Genomic DNA, 17,961 nt, shown 5'->3' on the forward strand with positions numbered 1-17,961 from the left:
TCATCCCCCAAGCTAACTCAAGGAAATCTCCATGCGTAAGGTCAAAACCGGTGAATTCGAAGGCGGCTGCGCCTTTGTCGAAGGCGAATTCGTTCCCCTGTCGGAAGCCAAGATCTCCCTGTTTGACTGGGGCTTCACTCGCTCGGACGTGACCTATGACGTGGCCAGCACCTGGCAAGGCGCTTTTTTCCGGCTCGGCGACCATATCGAGCGCTTTTTCGCCAGCATGGAAAAAATGCACCTGGCCATCCCCTACAGCCGCAGCGAGCTGCGGGACATCCTGCACGCCTGCGTGCGCGCCGGCGGCCTGCAGGACGCCTACGTCGCCATGGTCTGCACCCGCGGTGTACCGCCGCGCGGCGCGCGCGACCCGCGCCTGGCGCAGAACCGGTTTTACGCCTATGCCCTGCCCTATGTCTGGATCGCCTCGCGCGAAAAGCAGCTGGCCGGACTGGACCTGCACATCAGCGACCGCCAGCGCATTCCGGCGGCCTCGGTCGACCCGACCGTCAAGAACTACCACTGGATGGACATGGTGCAGTCCATGTTCGATGCTTACGACCGCGGGCGCGACACCAGTTGCGTGGTGGACGCCGCCGGCAACATCACCGAAGGCCCGGGCTTTAACGTGTTCATGGCCAAGGATGGCACCGTGTACACGGCCGACCAGGGCGTGCTCCAGGGGATTTCGCGGCGCACCGCGATGGAGCTGTGCGCGCGCCTGGGCATCCCGCTGAAGACCGGACCGGTGCCTGCCGCGCTGCTGCGCAGTGCCGACGAGGTGTTTTTAAGCTCGACCGGCGGCGGCATTTTGCCGATCGCCAAGCTCGATGGCGTGCCGCTGCCGCAGTTCCCCGGCCCCATCACGACACGGCTGTATGAGGCCTACTGGGCGATTCACGACGAAGCGGCGTACCGGGACCCGGTCAGCTACTGAACATCAGGCATTGGGCGCCGTGATGCCCCATTTGGCCAGCGCCGCGTCGTCGGCAACACGCGCATCGACCCAGCGCGCGCCCTCGGGCGTTTGTTCTTTTTTCCAGAACGGCGCCTGGGTCTTGAGGTAGTCCATCAGGAACTCGCAGGCCCTGAAGCTTTCGCCGCGGTGCGCGGAGGTCACGGCCACCATCACCACCTGGTCCAGGGGCTGCAGCAGGCCGACGCGGTGGATCACGCGCGCGCCGAAGATGTCAAAGCGCGCCATGGCCTCGTCGATCATGGCGTCTATGGCTTTTTCGGTCATGCCGGGGTAGTGCTCCAGCTCCATGCTGCTGACGCTCAGGCCGTCATTGCGGTCACGGACCGTGCCGGTGAAAGTACAGACGGCGCCCACCCGCTTGTCGCCGGTGCGCAGTGCGGCCACCTCCTCGGCAAGGTTGAAGTCATCGGTGGTGATCAGGACGCGCGGTGAAGCCATAGTGGCAATTTTGCCACTCGTCCACCCTCAAAGCAGCCGCCTACGGTAAGATTTGCCGCATGACTGGCCGCCCCCACTCCTTCGCCACCCGGACGCACGACAGCGCCCGCGGCTTTGGGGCGTGCGCCAGCAAATCGAAAAAACCGTTGCTCATTTGACCGGGGCTGCGGTTCCGTCGTCGAATGAGCGATGGAACCGCTGTTTACTTCTCACAGTCTTTTGCGGACACCCTTCTCTTGTTCTGATGGCGGCCTTCCAAGCCGGTCAGTTTTTTGGGATGTGTCTTCATGCAAACAGCGCTCAGTGCCGATCAGGCCAATACCGATTTCTCGGGTCTCTGGATCCCTCTTGTCACCCCGTTTGACCAGGGCAAGGTCGACCACGGCGCACTCAAGCGCCTGGTGGAGCATTACAAGGGCAGCGGCATTGCCGGGCTGGTGGTCTGCGGCTCCACCGGCGAAGCTGCCGCCCTGGACGAGGACGAGCAGCTGGCAACACTGCAAACCGTGATGGCCGAGGCCACCGGCCTGCCGGTGGTCATGGGCCTGTCGGGCTACCACCTGGGCAAGATGGCGGCGCGCATCAAGGCCCTGGGCACGCTGGGCCTGGCTGGCATCCTGCTGCCGGCACCCAGCTATATACGGCCGTCGCAGGCCGGGCTGATCGAATGGTTTACCGCGCTGGCCGACGTGAGCGCCGTGCCGGTGATCCTCTATGACATTCCCTATCGCACAGGCAGCCGCATGGAGCTTGAGACTATCCTGGCGCTGGCCGACCACCCGCGCATCCAGGCGCTCAAGGACTGCGGCGGCGACCCGGCGAAAACGCGGGCGCTGATTGCCGATGGGCGCTTGCAGGTGCTGGCGGGCGAGGATGTGAATATTTTCGCGACCGCTTCGCAGGGCGGCCGGGGCGCGATTGCGGCGGCGGCCCATCTGCACACGGAACGTTTTGTGCAAGTGTTGAAGCGCATCCAGGCGGGCGACCTGGCGGGGGCCGAAGCCTTGTGGGCGCCGCTGCAGCCGCTGATTGAAGGCCTGTTCGCCGAGCCCAACCCGGGGCCGCTCAAGGCCGTCCTGGCCGGGCAAGGCCTGCTTCGCAATGAGCTGCGCAGCCCGATGACACGGGCCTCCGCGGAACTGGCCGAGCGTCTGCAGGGGCTGGACGCGCTGCTGGCCGCCTGAAGGGCGGGATCAGCCGCCGGTCACAGGCGGAAAGAATGCGACTTCGCAGCCCTCGCTGAGGGCGGCGGTTTCATCGCACATGACCTGGTTGAGCGCCATGCGCACCGACCGGCCGCGCGCCAGGCTGGCGGCGTGCGCGGGCGTGGCCGCGAGCAGCTCGTCGCGCAGGGCCGCCAGCGTGGTGGCGCGGGTGTCGCGCAGCTCGCTGCCCTGCCCTATGGCTTCGCGGATGGAGGCAAAGTATTTGACGGTGACTTTCATGCAAAGGCCTTGATGCGGCGCGTCAGGCCATCAGCGCCGAAAACGGGATGAACTGCACCATGTCGCCATGGGCAATCGCCTGGCCGGCCGGGTTGTCGATCACGCCCTCGCCCCAGACGGCCGAGGTCAACACGCCCGAGCTCTGGTTGCCGAACAGCTCCAGCCCGCCGGAGGCATTGCGCCTGGCGCGCAAAAACTCGCGGCGCTTGTCGGCCTTGGGCCAGTCGAAATGCGCGGGCAATGCAATGCGGCTGGGGGCCACCTCGGCCGCGCCCTGCAGCTTGAGTAAAAAGGGACGCACCAGCACCAGAAAGGTCACAAAGCTGGACACCGGGTTGCCCGGCAGGCCGATGAAATGCGCGCCACCTAGCTTGCCGTAGGCGAAAGGCTTGCCCGGTTTCATCGCGATCTGCCAGAGGGCGAGTTCGCCCAGCGCCTGCACGGCCGGCTTGATGTGGTCTTCCTCGCCGACGGACACGCCGCCGCTGGTGAGTATCAGGTCGTGCGCCTGGCTCGCGCCCTTGAGCGCGGCGATGGTGGCGTCAAGCCGGTCGGGCACGATGCCGAGGTCGGTCACCGTGCAGCCCAGGCGCAGCAGCAAGGCGCGCAAAAAGAAACGGTTGGAGTTGTAGATGGCGCCGGGCTTCATGTCGGCCGGTGCGACCTCGCCGGGCATGACGAGTTCATCGCCGGTCGAGAACAAGGCGACGCGCACGCGGGGCGCGACCTGCAGTTTGTCAAAGCCTATGCTGGCGGCCAGGCCCAGCGAGGCGGGTGTCAGGCGTTCACCGCGGCGCAGCACCGCGGCGCCGGCGGCCACGTCCTCGCCGCGGCGGCGAATCCATTGGCCGGGCTGGGGTTGGGCCTTGATGCGCACGCCCTCATCCACGGCCTCGCAGTCTTCCTGCATGACCACGGCGTCGGCGCCGGGCGGAATGGGCGCGCCGGTGAAGATGCGCGCCGCCGAGGCCGGCGCCAGCGCATGGCCGCTGCTTCCGGCCGGAATGCGCTGGCCGACCGGCAGCACGGCGCCCTCGGCCCAGTCGGAAGCGCGCACGGCATAACCGTCCATGGAGCTGTTGTCGTGCGCCGGCACATCGAGACTGGAGACCAGGTCCTGGGCCAGCACACGGCCATCCGCATCAAAGGTGGAGACCGCCTCAAGGCCGGGCAAAGGCGCCGCGCGGGCCAGCAATTCGGCCAGCGCCTGGTCCAGCGGTTTCAGGGGCGCGCGGCCGGGCTGAGGTGCGGGGCTGACGGGCGTGGTGGTGGAGGCAGAACTCATGGTCGGGGTGTCCGGAACAAGGGCATGAACAGAACAAAGCTGGCAGGCTTGGGGCTGGCCTTCACCCGGGCCTAGCCGAAACGGTCTTCAAAGGAATAGGCAAAGCGTTCCTGATTGTTGACCAGGTACTCGGCCACGGCGTCGCCGTCGTTCAAATCCAGCACAGGGCGCAAGGTTGCCTGGGGCAGCTGGCCGGGGGCGTCGGTGGCGATGGCGACGATGAAATCGTCGTCCATGTAGAGGCAGGGCTTGCCGGCGTAATCGGCCGAGGGGCCGCGCCAGACCTCGATCTTGAGCAGGTCGCTGCTCTTGAAGCCTTCGACCAGCACCCAGTCCACACCGCCGTAGAGCTCGGCGATCAGCTGGTGCACCGTCATCTCGGCTGGTTTTTCAAACTCGCGCATCAGCGCCATCCGGTTTTGCGAAGCCACCACCACCTCAAAGGCGCCGGCCACGCGGTGGCGGAAGGTGTCCTTGCCGGGGTGGTCGATGTCGAATTTGTGGTGGGCATGCTTGACCACCGACACACGCAGGCCGCGCGCCTTGAGCGCGGGGATCAGCTTTTCGACCAGCGTGGTCTTGCCCGAACCGGAATAGCCGGCAAAGCCGATGACGTTCATGGCCGGGCTTTCCAGGCGGGACCGCGACCCGGATCAATGCACATGGTCGGCGATGTAGCGCTTGATCACGGCCGCATCGGCGGGCAGCAGCTTGACGCGCTTGGGCAGGTCCTCTATGCCTTCGAACTTCGCGGGCCGCTCGGGCACATGGCCCAGCGCCTCTTCAATCGTGGCCGCGAACTTGATGGGCAGCGCGGTCTCCAGCACAACCATGGGCACACCGGGCTGCAACTGCTCGCGCGCCACCTTCACGCCGTCGGCGGTGTGTGTGTCTATGGTGGTGGCGAAGCGCTTGTGGGTGTCGCGAATCGTCGCGAGGCGGTCGGCATGGATGCTCTTGCCGCTGACAAAGCCGTAGCGCTGCGCGGCCGACTTGAAAGCCGGCTCGGCGCTCAGGTCGAAGCGGCCCTGGCTGCCGAGCTGGTCGTGGAACAAGGCCTTAGTCTTGGCGCCGTCGCGGCCCAGCAGGTCGAACACAAAGCGCTCGAAGTTCGAGGCCTTGGAAATGTCCATGGAGGGGCTGGAGGTCTCGTGCGTGTCGGCGCTGCTGCGCACGCGGTAGACGCCGGTGCGGAAGAACTCGTCGAGCACGTCGTTTTCGTTGGTGGCCACCACCAGCTTGCCTATAGGCAGGCCCATCATGCGGGCCACATGGCCGGCGCAGACATTGCCGAAGTTGCCCGAGGGCACGGTGAAGTCGACTTTTTCGGTGTTCTTGCTCGTGGCCTGGAAGTAACCGGCGAAGTAGTAGACCACCTGCGCCATCAAACGCGCCCAGTTGATGGAGTTGACGGTGCCGATCTTGTACTGGCGCTTGAAGGCCAGATCGTTGGACACGGCCTTGACGATGTCCTGGCAGTCGTCGAACACACCTTCGATCGCGATGTTGTGGATGTTCTCGTCCTGCAGGCTGAACATCTGCGCCTGCTGGAAGGGGCTCATGCGGCCGTTCGGCGAGGTCATGAAGACGCGCACGCCTTTTTTGCCGCGCATGGCGTATTCGGCCGCGCTGCCGGTATCGCCGCTGGTGGCGCCCAGGATGTTGAGCTCTTCGCCGCGGCGAGCCAGCTCGTATTCGAACAGGTTGCCCAGCAGCTGCATGGCCATGTCCTTGAAGGCCAGCGTGGGGCCGTTGGACAGGGCTTCGAGGTACAAGCCATCCTCGAGCTTCTTCAGCGGGACGATGGCTTTTGTGCCGAACACCTCTTCGGTGTAGGTCTTGCGGCAGATCGCCTTAAGATCGGCGGCGGGAATGTCGTCGACATACAGCGAGAGGATTTCGAAGGCCAGGTCGGCATAGGCCAGGCCGCGCCATTTGGCCAGGGTCGCTTCGTTAACCTGCGGATAGCTTTCGGGCAAATACAGGCCGCCGTCCGGCGCCAGGCCCTCGAGCAGGATCTCGCAAAAGCGCTTGCGGTCGGCATGGCCGCGGGTGGAGAGGTACTGCATCAGGCCAGTTCCTCCTTGCGGATGCGCGTGATGGGCGCCAGCACCGTGGGCAGCGCCTGCATTTGCGCCAGGGCGTTGTTCATCTTCGCTTCCACACAATCGTGCGTGAGGATGATGAGGTCGGTGTGGGTGGAACCCTCGCCGCCCACTTCATCCGCTTCGCGCTGCAGCATGGCGTCTATGCTGATGCCCGCGCTCGCCAGGATGCCGGTGACCTTGGCCAGCACGCCGGCCTCATCGGCGACTTTAAGGCGCAGGTAGTAGCTGGTGACGACGTCGGACATGGGCACCACGGGCAGGTCGCTCATGGCGTCCGGCTGAAAGGCCAGGTGCGGCACGCGATGCTCGGGGTCGGCCGTGTGCAGGCGGGCGATGTCCACCAGGTCGGCGATCACGGCGCTGGCGGTGGGCTCGCTGCCCGCGCCCTTGCCGTAGTACAGCGTGGTGCCGACGGCGTCGCCCTGCACCACCACGGCATTCATCGCGCCTTCCACGTTGGCGATCAAGCGCTTGGCCGGCACCAGGCTGGGGTGCACGCGCAGCTCGATGCCGTTGGCGGCGCGCTTGGTGATGCCCAGCAGCTTGATGCGGTAGCCGAGCTGCTCGGCATAGCGGATGTCCTGAGCGGCCAGGCCGGTGATGCCTTCAACATAAGCCTTGTCGAACTGCACCGGGATGCCGAAGGCGATGGCCGACATCAGGGTGACCTTGTGGCCGGCGTCCACGCCTTCGATGTCGAAGGTGGGATCGGCCTCGGCGTAGCCCAGGCGCTGCGCTTCCTTGAGCACGGCGTCGAAGTCCAGGCCCTTGTCGCGCATCTCGGACAGGATGAAGTTGGTGGTGCCGTTGATGATGCCGGCGATCCACTGGATGCTGTTGGCGGTCAAGCCTTCGCGCAGTGCCTTGATGATGGGGATGCCGCCGGCGACGGCCGCCTCAAACGCCACCATCACGCCCTTGCGGTGGGCCGCCGCGAAAATCTCGGTGCCATGCACGGCCAGCAACGCCTTGTTGGCGGTGACCACGTGCTTGCCGGCCTCGATGGCTTCCAGCACCAGTTGTTTGGCGATGCCGTAGCCGCCTATGAGTTCGATGACGATGTCGACGTCGGGGCTGGCCACGACCTTGCGCGCATCGTCCACCACCTGCACGCCCGCGCCGACGGCCGCCTTGGCGCGCGCCACGTCAAGGTCGGCGACCATGGTGATTTCAATGCCCCGGCCGGCGCGGCGGCGGATCTCTTCCTGGTTGCGCTGCAATACGTTGTAGGTGCCGCTGCCCACGGTACCTATGCCCAGGAGGCCTACGCGGATGGGGCTCAAATTCGTCGGTTTCATAGTCGCTCGGGTCTTGCTTTACGTTGATCTTGGATGCCCGCACCCCAAGAGGTGCGAAAAAGAGAGGGAGGCCGAATACAGGGTCAAGTTCGGTTGTTGCGGTAGTTCTCAAGGAACTTCGCAATGCGGCCTATGGCTTCGCGCAGGTCTTCCTCATGCGGCAGGAAGACGATGCGGAAGTGGTCAGGCTCGGCCCAGTTAAAGCCCGTGCCCTGCACCAGCATGACCTTGGTCTCCTTGAGGAGTTCCAGGAAAAACTGGCGATCGTCCTTGATCGGGTAGACCTCGGGATCCAGCCGCGGAAACATGTAGAGCGCGGCGCTGGGTTTGACACAGGTGACGCCGGGAATGGCGGTAATGAGCTCATAGGCTATGTCGCGCTGGCGGCGCAGGCGCCCACCCTCGCAGGTCAGGTCGTTGATGCTCTGGTAGCCGCCCAGTGCCGTCTGTATGGCCCACTGGCCCGGCACGTTGGAGCACAGCTTCATGTTGGCCAGCATGTTCAGGCCCTCGATGTAGTCCTGTGCCTGCTTCTTGGGGCCGGACACCACCAGCCAGCCGGCGCGGTAGCCGCAGGAGCGATAGCTTTTGGACAGCGAATTGAAGGTCAGCGTGAGCACGTCGGTCGACAGGCTGGCAATCGCCGTGTGCTTGACGCCGTCGTAGAGCACCTTGTCGTAGACCTCGTCGGCGAGGATGACCAGGCCGTGCTCGCGGGCGATGCCGATGATGCCCTTGAGCAGCTCGTCGGAATACAGCGCGCCCGTGGGATTGTTGGGGTTGATGACCACGATGGCTTTGGTCCTGGGCGTGATCCTGGCGCGGATGTCGTCCAGGTTGGGCATCCAGCCATTGCTTTCATCACAGCGGTAATGCACCGGCGTGCCGCCCGAAAGGCTGGTGGAGGCGGTCCACAGCGGGTAGTCTGGCGCCGGCAGCAGCAATTCGTCGCCGTCGTCGAGCAAGGCGTTGGTCGCCATGGAAATCAGCTCGCTCGCGCCGTTGCCCAGGTAAATGTCGTCCAGCGTGACGCCCTTGATGCCCTGCTTCTGGGTTTCGTGCATCACGGCCTTGCGCGCCGCAAAAATGCCCTTGCTGTCCGAATAACCGGCCGAGGCGGGCAGGTTGCGGATCATGTCCTGCTGGACTTCCTCGGGCGCGTCAAAACCGAACACCGCGAGGTTGCCGATATTGAGCTTGATGAGCTTCTGGCCCTCTTCCTCCATCTGCTTGGCGGCGTCCATGATCGGGCCGCGGATGTCGTACAGCACATTGGCAAGCTTGGCGGATTTGTTGATCGGTTTCATGAAACGTTAGGAAGACTTTGGACGGAGGCCGCGCCGCTCACCCTGCCGCCAACCGGGGCGATACGGCGCATTGCGGCGTGGAATTCGGGCGGAATCTATAATTTGACCACATAAAAGAGGCTTTTCGCTGGCAAAACGGCCGCGCACAAGCCCTCCGCGCACAGCCGCGCCACACCTCACAACGCCCGGACCCTTTCCGCATGAAACTTCAGCCAGACCGCCTCGACGTCCAGTCCATCCTCGGCTACGGGCCCGGCTGGGTGGGCCTGGGGCGCGAGGGTGTGGCCGAAAAAATCGAGCACAGCGTCGTGATCGGCTCGCGCGGCGAGAAATTCGACTGGAACTGCACACGCTTTGAGCAGCTCACCGCCGAGCATTTCGCCCGGCTGGCCGAAACCCGGCCCGAACTCGTGATTTTCGGCAGCGGCGCCCGCCTGCGCTTTGTGCCCCCCGCGTTTCTGCGCGCCCTGATGGAGCAACGCATAGGCGTTGAAACCATGGACACGCTCGCCGCCTGCCGTACCTACAACATCCTCGCGGGTGAAGGCCGCCAGGTGATTGCCGCCTTGCTGATTGAAACAGAAGGAACAGAAGCCTGAAATGACCTCTCTTTCAGGGTAAAATCTAGGGTTGCACTTGGCACCACATCCCGGGATGACGTCCCGGGTCGGTTGTCAAAAGGCGCGGCCAATTACAACTACTTTCGTCAGGGTCTACTCAGTATGGCAGTCGTCGTCAATAAACCACTCCCCGAATTTGAAGCGATCGCCACCGGCGGCATCAAGGTTTCCAACCAGTCCCACCTCGGCAAAGTCGTGGTGCTGTACTTCTATCCCAAGGACAACACGCCTGGCTGCACCACCGAAGCCATGCAGTTCCGTGACCGCTACAAGGACTTCGTGAAGGCCGGCGCGACGGTCTTCGGCGTCTCCCGCGACAACATGAAATCCCACGACGAGTTCAAGTCCAAGCTTGAGCTGCCGTTCGAGCTGATCGCGGACACCGAGGAAAAAATGTGCCATATGTTCGGCGTGGTCAAGAACAAGATCATGTACGGCAAAAAGGTCAAAGGCATTGAGCGCAGCACCTTCCTGGTGGGCGCCGATGGCCTGCTCAAAGAGGAATGGCGCGGCCTGAAAGTGCCAGGCCATGTGGACGACGTGCTCAAGGCCGTCAAAGCCCTCAAAAAAGCCGCCTGAAACCCCACTGAGGCCAGTTAGCAACAAAGGATTGCCCTGTCACTTGAGTTGTGCATAATGAACTCATGCTGTTGACCTTCGCAACTGCGCCAAAAGAAAAAGCCGCCCTGGTTTCAAGGCGGCTTTTTCGCTTCTGGAATCCCTCTTTTTTAGAGAGTTTTAAGCACTATGCCCCTCCCCCCCGCCCCGACCAAACGTGCCGCCCTGCTCTCGCCTGATGCGCTCGACGCGCCTGCCCGCTCGCCTTCGAAAGTCGCCCGGAAAACGGAGCGCACCGAATCCGCCCAGAAACCCCCGGTAATGGACCTGTTTGACAGCCGCGCGGCAGGAGAAGGCAGCCACCCGGTGGCCTTCAAAGGCAAAGAGCCCGCCAACCCGGACAGAACCCCCGCGAACAGCCGTAAAAAAGAAAGCATCGTCCTGCCTGAGCCGGCCAAGCCGAAAAAACCCAAGCGCACGGGCCCGGCCAAGCTGTTCGTGCTGGACACCAATGTGCTGATGCACGACCCGATGTGCCTGTTCCGCTTCGAGGAACATGACATCTTCCTGCCCATGATCGTGCTCGAAGAGCTCGACGGCCACAAAAAGGGCATGACCGAGGTGGCGCGCAACGCCCGCCAGACCAGCCGCACGCTGGACGCGCTGGCGGGCGCCCAGGGCGCCGATATCGGCAAGGGCTTGAAGCTGGACACCACCGGCCACCCCGAAGCGGGCGGCAGCCTGTTTTTCCAGACCAAGCCGCTCGATTACACGCTGCCCATGAGCCTGCCGCAGGGCAAGGCCGACAACCAGATCCTGGGCGTGGTCGAGGCCCTGCGCAAGGAATATGCGCCGCGCGAGGTGGTCCTGGTGTCCAAGGACATCAACATGCGCGTCAAGGCCCGCGCCCTGGGCCTGGCGACCGACGACTACCAGAACGACAAAACCCTGGAGGACGGCGACCTGCTGTATTCCGGCTCGCTCGCCCTGCCGGCGGATTTCTGGACGCGCCAAAGCAAGACCATCGAGAGCTGGCAACAGGGCAGCCATACCTTCTACCGCATCACCGGCCCCATCGTGGGCAGCCTGCTGATCAATCAGTTCGTGTTCTTTGAGGCCCCCGGTGAGCCGCCGCTGTATGCCCGTGTGACGGAAATCCGGGCCAAAACCGCGGTGCTCAAGACCCTGAAGGACTACAACCACCTCAAAAACGCCGTCTGGGGCGTCACCACGCGCAACCGCGAGCAGAATTTCGCGATGAACCTGCTGATGGATCCGGAAGTCGACTTCGTCACGCTGGCCGGCACGGCGGGCACCGGCAAAACGCTGATGGCGCTGGCCAGCGGCCTCACGCAGGTGCTTGACGACCGGCGCTACACCGAAATCATCATGACGCGGGCCACGGTCAGCGTCGGGGAGGACATCGGCTTCCTGCCGGGCACCGAAGAGGAAAAAATGGGCCCCTGGATGGGCGCGCTGGACGACAACCTGGAAGTACTGGGCAAGACCGACAGCGGCTCGGGCGAATGGGGCCGCGCCGCCACCAATGAGCTGATCCGCTCGCGCATCAAGGTCAAGAGCATGAACTTCATGCGCGGCCGCACCTTCCTGAACAAGTACGTCATCATCGACGAGGCGCAAAACCTGACACCCAAACAGATGAAAACGCTGATCACACGGGCCGGCCCGGGCACCAAGATCATCTGCATGGGCAACCTGGCGCAGATTGACACACCCTACCTGACCGAAGGCTCCTCGGGCATGACCTTTGCCGTCGACCGCTTCAAGGGCTGGCCGCATGGCGGGCACATCACGCTGGCACGCGGCGAGCGTTCGCGCCTGGCTGATTTCGCGAGCGAAGTGCTCTAAGTCCGCGAAAAAACAGCGCCCCCAATGAAAAAAGGCCAAGTCGCAAGACTTGGCCTTTTTCTTCGTCAAATTCTGGTGGGCGGCGCAAGTTTCGAACTTGCGAGCCCTGCAGTGGAGCTGTCAGCGGGAGCGGCTTTGTATTCCGTTCCGGGTCAGACGCGCTGCCTGAGCGCCATTGCCGCCGAAGCTGCGGTGAAGCCAGTGATTGAGCGATTTAGTTACCGGGCGCTCGAGCAAATAGAACATCGCCAAAGAAACGCCGACCGCCGCCGCACAGGCTGCAGCCGCCCCAAATAGGCTTTGCTTGAAATCCAGCAACGGAACGCCGGCAAACAGCATAGCCCACTGCTGAAGCACAATCAGGTGCACAAGATAAAGGGAATAAGAGGCATCCCCCAACGCCAGCAGCGGCCGCCATATGAGTCGCAAGGATGCGCTATGCAGCAGCAACGCCAGAACAATCAACCCGGCCGGTAGCAGCCATGCAACCACCCGATTGAGGGCCGCGCTCACGCTTGGATCGACGTGGTAGGCGACATAAAACACCGCGTACCCGATAGTGATGACTGCAAGCGGTACCGCCCACTTTGCCGACATTCTGCCGCTCAGAAAATCGCACAGGTAATAAGCAATGATGCCAAAGCAAAAATGCAGGGTGTAAGAGCCGGCATAGAACGCCAGCGTAGGGCTGTTTGGCGTGGCGGTCCAGAGCGCCGTTAAAGCCGCCAGCGTCAGGATTGGGGCATATTTCTCATGGATTTTGAGTGCTATATAGAACAACAGGTAGTAAAACATCTCCAGGTTTAATGTCCAGCCCACCGGTAGCAACGGGTGCATGTTGCCGGCGTCATTCAAGTAAGGGATGAACAGCAGGCTCTTGAGTAGCGCCGTGGAGTTGTCTTGATAGTTCCACCAAGCAACGGCGTGTGACCCAGAAAAGGTACAAATTTCGATGAAAAAGAAAGCGAGCGTTGCGAACCAATAGATCGGCACGATTCTTATGATCCGTCGAACCATGAACAGGTCAGCGCTCTTCCTGGAAATCAGGGTCATGATGAACCCACTGATTACAAAAAAAAGCGCTACCCCCTGGAAATCAGTGTGAACTCCACCGAAGATTAGGTAGTTCGTATGATAGAAAACAACGGCCAAAGCAGCGATGCCGCGCAGGAGTTGAAGATTTCCGATCATGCCGAATGCTACAGTACGAAAGCAGGGTTCACTTAATCAGCGGGGCCACCGCCAGCATCCCGGTGGGCTTGGGTGTAATCCGCACACAGCGTCCAGGATATTGAGCCGCAGCAATACCCAGACCATGCAGCGCTACACCCACCAATAGAGCATCAGCGGCCGGAAGCCTTGAAAATATTCGTGATGTGGTTCATCGGCTGCCTGGCATTGCACCAGGATTTACACCGGAATCCGCTTTGCTACAGAATTAATAGCAAAAAAACCATTACCTGTAATGGTGGGCGGTGCAAGTTTCGAACTTGCGACCCCTGCAGTGTGAATGCAGTGCTCTACCCCTGAGCTAACCGCCCTATCGGTCAGCCTACGATTATAAGCTGTTTTGGGCCGATTTTCCGGCCCATGCCCGGAATTGCGTTTCAGTTCAAGCCGCCAGGGCGCGCCAGACCGTTTTTCCCTTGCTGGCCTTGTCGATTCCGGCCAGCAATTTTTCATGTTCGGCGGCTTCCTGCTCATTGGCCGCGAGCAAAGGCAGTTCAAACACGCTCAGGTCTATCTGCGGTGCGTTGTTGTCGCCTTCCTGGGCCGTGTCGCCCACATCCATGACCAGCGCGTTCTGCCCGCGAGTCAGGTTGATGTAGACGTCGGCCAGCAGTTCCGCATCCAGCAAGGCGCCGTGCAGGGTACGGCCCGAATTGTCGACTTCCAGCCGGTCGCACAGCGCGTCCAGCGAGTTGCGCTTGCCCGGAAACAGCTCCTTGGCCATCATCAGGCTGTCGGTGACCTTGGCCACGCAGTGCTTGAGGGGCGGGCGGCCTATGAGTTCGAGCTCCTTGTTGAGGAAGCTCACGTCAAAGGGCGCGTTGTGGATGATGATCTCGGCGTCCTGCAGGTATTCCAGCAGCTCGTCGGCCACGGCGGCGAACTTGGGCTTGTCCTTCAGGAACTCGTTGCTGATGCCGTGGACCTTGAGCGCGTCCTCATGGCTGTCGCGCTCAGGGTTCAGGTAGAAGTGGCGGTTGTTGCCGGTGAGCTTGCGGGCCACCAGCTCCACGCAGCCGATTTCGATGATGCGGTCGCCGTTTTCGGCGGAAAGACCGGTGGTTTCGGTGTCAAGAACGATTTGGCGCATGGCTCGATTATCGCTTCGCTGGGTCAGTGGATGTTTTTCCGCCGGGCCGCCCCAAGGAAAAATGCGCCCCCTCGGGGGGCAGCGCAGCACACGCAGTGGCAAGCGTGGGGGCTAATGATTCTCCTTGGCGTGGTTGATCGAATACTTAGGTATTTCCACCGTCACGTCGGTCTGGGCCAGCACGGCCTGGCAGCTCAGGCGCGAATTGGGCTCCAGGCCCCAGGCGCGGTCCAGCAGGTCTTCTTCGCTTTCGTCGAGCTCGTTGAGCGAGTTGAAACCCTCGCGCACGACAACGTGGCAGGTGGTGCAGGCGCAGCTCAGGTCGCAGGCGTGCTCGATGTTGATCTTGTTGTCGAGCAGGGCTTCGCAAATCGAGGTGCCGGCCGGCGCGCTGATTTCGGCGCCCTGCGGGCAGTATTCGGGGTGAGGCAGTATTTTGATGATGGGCATGGTTGTCTCAGTCGGTCGGCTCAAACCGCCTCGATGTTTTTACCGGCCAGGGCCTGTTTGATACCCCGGTTCATACGCTGGGCGGCGAAGGCTTCCGTACCCTTGGCCAGGGCCTGGGTGGCCGCCTCTATCGCGGCTGCGTCGCCGTGCGCGCGCGTGTCGGCCAGGCCGGCGATCAGGCTGTCGATCTGTGCGCGTTCATCGGGGCTCAGCAGGTCGGCGTCCGCGGCCAGCGCGCTTTGCGTGGCCAGGATCATGCGGTCCGCGTCGACCTTGGCCTCGGCCAGGGCGCGGGCATTCATGTCCTGCTGGGCGGTCGAAAAACTGTCCTGCAGCATGCGCGCGATGTCTTCGTCGGACAGGCCGTAGGAAGGCTTCACGTCAATGCGCGCCTCGACGCCACTGACCTGCTCTTTCGCGTTGACGCTGAGCAAGCCGTCGGCATCGACCGTAAAAGTCACGCGGATGCGCGCGGCGCCGGCCACCATGGGCGGAATGCCGCGCAATTCGAAACGGGCCAGACTGCGGCAGTCGGCGACCAGATCGCGCTCGCCCTGCACCACATGCAGGGCCAGGGCGGTCTGGCCGTCCTGGTAGGTGGTGAAGTCCTGCGCCATCGCCGTGGGAATGGTCTGGTTGCGCGGCACGATGCGCTCGACCAGCCCGCCCATGGTCTCTATGCCCAGCGACAGCGGGATCACGTCCAGCAAGAGCAACTCATCGCCGCTGTTGTTGCCGGCCAGCTGGTTGGCGGAAATGGCCGCGCCCAACGCCACCACTTCGTCGGGGTTGAGGTTGACCAGCGGCTCACGGCCGAAGAAACTGGCCACCGCCTTGCGCACCTGGGGCATGCGCGTGGAGCCCCCCACCAGCACCGCGCCCTGGATATCCTCCTTGGCGAGTCTGGCATCGCGCAGCGCCTTGCGAACGGCCGTCAATGTGCGCTGGGTCAGGTGGGCCGTCGCGGTTTCGAAGTCTTCGGCCTTCATCTCGAAATTGACGAGGGCCTTGGCCAGTTGCACCGAAAAAGGCACGAGGTCGGCGGCCGACAGCGCTTCCTTGCAGTTTCGCGCGGTGCGCTGCAGGGCGGCTTTGTCTGTCGGCGCGAGGGTGTCGGCCGCCAGGCCCGCCTTGGCCAGCACCCAATCGACCAGCGCGCGGTCGTAATCGTCACCGCCGAGCGCCGAATCACCGCCGGTCGCCACCACCTCAAAAACGCCTTGCGTCAGGCGCAGGATGGAAATGTCGAAAGTGCCGCCGCCCAGGTCGTAGACGGCGTAAACGCCTTCGCTGGCGTTGTCCAGGCCGTAGGCAATCGCGGCCGCCGTGGGTTCGTTGAGCAGGCGCAGCACATTGAGGCCCGCCAGTTGCGCGGCGTCCTTGGTGGCCTGGCGCTGGGCGTCGTCGAAGTAGGCCGGCACGGTAATCACGGCGCCGTAGATGTCGTCGTTGAAAGTATCTTCGGCGCGGTAGCGCAAGGTGGCCAGGATCTCGGCGCTGATCTCGACCGGGCTTTTCTCGCCGGCAACGGTCTGCAGCGTGACCATGCCCGGCTTGTCGTTGAGCTCGTAAGGCAACTGGGTGCGGCTACCGATATCGTCAATGCCGCGGCCCATGAGGCGCTTGACCGAAGAAATGGTGTTGCGCGGGTCTTCGACCTGCGCCGCCAGGGCCTCATAACCGATCTGGCGCTTGTCGCCCTCAAGATAGCGCACCACGCTGGGCAGCAGCACCCTTCCCTGCTCGTCCGGCAGGCATTCGGACACGCCGTTGCGCACGCTGGCGACCAGCGAGTGCGTGGTGCCCAGGTCAATGCCGATCGCGATGCGCCGCTGGTGCGGGTCGGGCGTCTGGCCGGGTTCGGAGATTTGCAGGAGTGCCATGCGCGGGTGTCGTACTTTTTCTGTAATGCTTTATTGTCCCAGTTGGTCGATGCGGGCATCAACCTCACTGGCAAAGCGCTCAATAAACATAAGGCTTCTGACCTGCTGGGCCGCTGCGGAAAAGTCTTTGTCCACGTCCAGCAGGTGCTCTATTTTGGATAACTGCTTTTTCATGCTGGACAGGGACTGCGAGACTATTTCCTCGAAATCCTCTGTGGTCTCAGCGTCGTCGAGCGCTTCGCGCCATTGCATCTGCTGCACCAGGAAATCGTGCGGCATGGCGGTGTTTTTCTCGGCGTCGATGGGCGCGCCATTGAGCTCGCACAGATAGCTCGCCCGCTTCAGCGGGTCCTTCAGGCGCTGGTAGGCCTCATTGATGCGCACCGACCACTGCATGGCCACACGCTGCGCCGCCGGGCCCTGGGCCGCGAACTTGTCGGGATGCGCCTCGCGCTGCAGGTCCTTCCAGCGCGCGTCCAGCGCGGCGCGATCCTGCGCGAAGCGCTGGGGCACGCCGAAAAGCTCGAAATCAGTGGATTGAAGATTCATGCCGAGAAAAAGCCGCCAGCACCATCAGTGGAGGCGGCTTGGGTCAGGGTGCGGCGCGCGTAAGACCGCCGGCCCGTCAAACCCGGAAACTTTCGCCGCAGCCGCAACGGTCACGCTCGTTGGGGTTGATGAACTTGAAGCCCTCGTTCAAGCCTTCACGCACAAAGTCCAGCTTGGTGCCGTCGATGTAAGCCATGCTTTTCGGGTCGACCAGCACCTTGACGCCGTTGTCTTCAAACACGACGTCTTCCGGCGCGATCTCGTCGGCGTATTCCAGCTTGTAAGCCAGGCCGGAGCAGCCGGTGGTCTTGACACCCAGGCGCACGCCAACACCTTTGCCGCGCTTGGTCATGTAGCGGGTCACGTGCCTTGCGGCTGCATCAGTGAGGGTTACGGACATTTAAATCACTCGGAAATGAAACAGGTGACGGGTAATGCGGTTGAGCTTGATCAGTGCGCGTGCTTTTGTTTGTAATCGTTCACGGCGGCCTTGATGGCGTCTTCCGCCAGGATGGAGCAGTGAATCTTGACCGGCGGCAAGGCCAGTTCTTCGGCGATGGCGCTGTTCTTGATGCTGGCCGCTTCGTCCAGCGTCTTGCCCTTGACCCATTCGGTCACGAGCGAGCTGGAAGCGATCGCGGAACCGCAGCCATAAGTCTTGAAACGCGCATCTTCGATCACGCCCGTCACCGGGTTGACCTTGATCTGCAGCTTCATCACGTCGCCGCAAGCCGGCGCGCCGACCATGCCGGTGCCTACCGATTCGTCACCTTTTTCAAAAGAGCCGACGTTACGGGGGTTTTCGTAGTGGTCCACCACTTTTTCGCTGTATGCCATTTTGTTTACCTCTTT

19 protein-coding genes and 1 tRNA gene are annotated in these 17,961 nt (G+C 62.8%); 5 read left to right on the plus strand and 15 right to left on the minus strand.

The features are described 5' to 3' along the window. Positions 1-31 precede the first annotated feature (31 nt). Positions 32-937 (plus strand): aminotransferase class IV, encoded by a 906-nt coding sequence (locus AC1DUN_RS18575; RefSeq protein ID WP_477715256.1) that lies wholly within the window; start codon positions 32-34, stop codon positions 935-937. Positions 938-940: 3 nt separating this feature from the next. Here the strand turns inward: AC1DUN_RS18575 and AC1DUN_RS18580 are convergent, their stop codons facing one another. Then, on the minus strand, positions 941-1,417 hold the full coding sequence (locus AC1DUN_RS18580) for a molybdenum cofactor biosynthesis protein MoaE (protein ID WP_477715257.1): 477 nt from the start codon (positions 1,415-1,417) through the stop codon (positions 941-943). A gap of 287 nt (positions 1,418-1,704) precedes the next feature. Here AC1DUN_RS18580 and dapA point away from each other — a divergent pair, with 287 nt between their 5' ends. After that, positions 1,705-2,601, plus strand: a complete 897-nt coding sequence (gene dapA / locus AC1DUN_RS18585) for a 4-hydroxy-tetrahydrodipicolinate synthase (protein ID WP_477715258.1) — start codon at positions 1,705-1,707, stop codon at positions 2,599-2,601. A gap of 9 nt (positions 2,602-2,610) precedes the next feature. Here the strand turns inward: dapA and AC1DUN_RS18590 are convergent, their stop codons facing one another. The 6 genes from AC1DUN_RS18590 to AC1DUN_RS18615 form a co-directional block, all read right to left on the minus strand. Next, positions 2,611-2,862, minus strand: coding sequence for a MoaD/ThiS family protein (locus AC1DUN_RS18590; RefSeq protein WP_074575242.1), 252 nt, complete (start codon positions 2,860-2,862; stop codon positions 2,611-2,613). Between the two features lie 22 nt (positions 2,863-2,884). Continuing rightward, a complete protein-coding gene (locus AC1DUN_RS18595) occupies positions 2,885-4,147 on the minus strand; it encodes a molybdopterin molybdotransferase MoeA (protein ID WP_477715259.1) in 1,263 nt (420 codons plus the stop codon). 71 nt (positions 4,148-4,218) lie between these two features. Further along, positions 4,219-4,767, minus strand: coding sequence for a molybdopterin-guanine dinucleotide biosynthesis protein B (gene mobB, locus AC1DUN_RS18600; protein WP_413330109.1), 549 nt, complete (start codon positions 4,765-4,767; stop codon positions 4,219-4,221). A gap of 33 nt (positions 4,768-4,800) precedes the next feature. Then, a complete protein-coding gene (thrC, locus tag AC1DUN_RS18605; protein ID WP_477715260.1) occupies positions 4,801-6,216 on the minus strand; it encodes a threonine synthase in 1,416 nt (471 codons plus the stop codon). After that, positions 6,216-7,538 carry a homoserine dehydrogenase gene (locus tag AC1DUN_RS18610; protein WP_477715328.1) on the minus strand — a complete coding sequence of 441 codons (1,323 nt, stop codon included), beginning with the start codon at positions 7,536-7,538 and terminating at the stop codon, positions 6,216-6,218. The genes thrC and AC1DUN_RS18610 overlap by 1 nt, the downstream gene beginning before the upstream one ends. Before the next feature lie 98 nt (positions 7,539-7,636). Beyond that, positions 7,637-8,860 carry a pyridoxal phosphate-dependent aminotransferase gene (locus AC1DUN_RS18615; protein WP_477715261.1) on the minus strand — a complete coding sequence of 408 codons (1,224 nt, stop codon included), beginning with the start codon at positions 8,858-8,860 and terminating at the stop codon, positions 7,637-7,639. A 200-nt stretch (positions 8,861-9,060) separates the two neighbouring features. On the opposite strand from AC1DUN_RS18615, the gene AC1DUN_RS18620 reads away from it, so the two are divergent. The 3 genes from AC1DUN_RS18620 to AC1DUN_RS18630 all read left to right on the plus strand — a co-directional run bounded on the left by AC1DUN_RS18620 (position 9,061) and on the right by AC1DUN_RS18630 (position 11,907). Then, the gene (locus AC1DUN_RS18620) at positions 9,061-9,459 is read left to right on the plus strand and encodes an Mth938-like domain-containing protein (protein WP_477715262.1); all 399 of its coding nucleotides are present in this window, start codon (positions 9,061-9,063) and stop codon (positions 9,457-9,459) included. 123 nt (positions 9,460-9,582) lie between these two features. Beyond that, positions 9,583-10,059: a peroxiredoxin gene (locus AC1DUN_RS18625; protein WP_007867029.1), complete on the plus strand. Its 477-nt coding sequence runs from the start codon at positions 9,583-9,585 to the stop codon at positions 10,057-10,059. A 168-nt stretch (positions 10,060-10,227) separates the two neighbouring features. After that, positions 10,228-11,907 (plus strand): PhoH family protein, encoded by a 1,680-nt coding sequence (locus AC1DUN_RS18630; RefSeq protein WP_477715263.1) that lies wholly within the window; start codon positions 10,228-10,230, stop codon positions 11,905-11,907. A 120-nt stretch (positions 11,908-12,027) separates the two neighbouring features. Here AC1DUN_RS18630 and AC1DUN_RS18635 read toward each other — a convergent pair whose 3' ends face one another. From AC1DUN_RS18635 to iscU, 8 genes are all read right to left on the minus strand, one after another. After that, positions 12,028-13,098, minus strand: coding sequence for an acyltransferase family protein (locus AC1DUN_RS18635; protein WP_477715264.1), 1,071 nt, complete (start codon positions 13,096-13,098; stop codon positions 12,028-12,030). Between the two features lie 275 nt (positions 13,099-13,373). Beyond that, positions 13,374-13,448, minus strand: a tRNA-Val gene (locus AC1DUN_RS18640). A gap of 71 nt (positions 13,449-13,519) precedes the next feature. Continuing rightward, complete coding sequence (dnaQ, locus tag AC1DUN_RS18645) at positions 13,520-14,227, minus strand: DNA polymerase III subunit epsilon (RefSeq protein WP_477715265.1); 708 nt, start codon at positions 14,225-14,227, stop codon at positions 13,520-13,522. A gap of 111 nt (positions 14,228-14,338) precedes the next feature. After that, a complete protein-coding gene (gene fdx / locus AC1DUN_RS18650; protein ID WP_007867024.1) occupies positions 14,339-14,677 on the minus strand; it encodes an ISC system 2Fe-2S type ferredoxin in 339 nt (112 codons plus the stop codon). A 20-nt stretch (positions 14,678-14,697) separates the two neighbouring features. Beyond that, the gene (gene hscA, locus AC1DUN_RS18655; protein WP_477715266.1) at positions 14,698-16,560 is read right to left on the minus strand and encodes a Fe-S protein assembly chaperone HscA; all 1,863 of its coding nucleotides are present in this window, start codon (positions 16,558-16,560) and stop codon (positions 14,698-14,700) included. Between the two features lie 30 nt (positions 16,561-16,590). Then, positions 16,591-17,109 carry a Fe-S protein assembly co-chaperone HscB gene (gene hscB / locus AC1DUN_RS18660; protein WP_477715267.1) on the minus strand — a complete coding sequence of 173 codons (519 nt, stop codon included), beginning with the start codon at positions 17,107-17,109 and terminating at the stop codon, positions 16,591-16,593. A gap of 76 nt (positions 17,110-17,185) precedes the next feature. Continuing rightward, on the minus strand, positions 17,186-17,509 hold the full coding sequence (gene iscA, locus AC1DUN_RS18665; RefSeq protein WP_074575253.1) for an iron-sulfur cluster assembly protein IscA: 324 nt from the start codon (positions 17,507-17,509) through the stop codon (positions 17,186-17,188). Positions 17,510-17,559: 50 nt separating this feature from the next. After that, positions 17,560-17,946 carry a Fe-S cluster assembly scaffold IscU gene (gene iscU / locus AC1DUN_RS18670; RefSeq protein ID WP_007867013.1) on the minus strand — a complete coding sequence of 129 codons (387 nt, stop codon included), beginning with the start codon at positions 17,944-17,946 and terminating at the stop codon, positions 17,560-17,562. Positions 17,947-17,961 lie beyond the last annotated feature (15 nt).

It is taken from the genome of Polaromonas sp. P4_F6 (assembly GCF_056401275.1).